This window comes from Paraburkholderia jirisanensis (assembly GCF_054782355.1).
This window is the reverse complement of sequence record NZ_BAAGSQ010000018.1, coordinates 1-893: the sequence shown is the minus strand read 5'-3', so window position 1 is coordinate 893 and position 893 is coordinate 1. Positions and strand designations below refer to the sequence as shown.

The 893-nt window shown below is 63.9% G+C and carries 1 protein-coding gene; it reads left to right on the top strand.

The window, feature by feature from the left end; all coding sequences use genetic code 11:
* On the top strand, positions 1-893 hold an 893-nt coding region (locus tag ACYVNQ_RS09250; RefSeq protein ID WP_460902193.1), incomplete at both ends, for an AMP-binding protein.

Below are 893 nucleotides of genomic sequence, written 5' to 3'. Positions count from 1 at the left end.
GCCGTGGCTGCGGTGTTTGAAGCGCAGCAGGTTTCGTATCGCGAGCTCAATGCGCGGGCGAATCAGCTTGCGCATCATCTGCTGTCGCTGGGGGTGCAGCCGGATGATCGTGTGGCGATCTGTGTTGAACGCAGTCTCGACATGATCGTTGGGCTGCTCGGCATCATGAAGGCGGGCGCCGCCTATGTGCCGCTCGATCCGGCTTATCCGGCTGATCGCCTGGCCTACATGCTGGAAGATTGCGCGCCAGTTGCGCTGCTTTCGCAACAGGCTCTGCGCGACGTGCTGCCCACGCATTCGGCACCGCTGCTGATGCTCGACGATGTGCAGACCCGCGATGCCCTCGCCCTTCTTCCCGCTGGCAATCCGCAGCCAGCCGACCTCGGCCTCACGCCGACGAGTCTTGCCTACGTGATCTATACATCGGGCTCCACCGGCAAGCCGAAGGGGGTGATGAACGGCCATCGTGGTGTCGTCAACCGGCTGCTGTGGGCGCGCGACGAATACGGTATCGATGCATCCGATCGGATCCTGCAGAAAACGCCGTTCAGCTTCGACGTCTCGGTCTGGGAGTTCTTCCTGCCGCTGCTCGCCGGTGCGCGACTGGTGTTCGCGCGTCCCGGTGGGCATCAGGATCCGGCTTATCTCGCCGAACTCATCGAAACTGCCGGCATCACCACCGCGCACTTTGTGCCATCGATGCTGCAGCTGTTCGTCGCTCATACCGTCGACGCTGCCGACATCACCACCCGTCGCTACGGTTCACTGCGCCGCATCCTGTGCAGCGGCGAAGCGCTGCCCTACGCGCTGCAGCAGCGCTGCATGCAGGCACTCCCGCACACCGGCCTGCATAACCTCTACGGCCCGACCGAAGCCGCCGTCGACGTCACCAG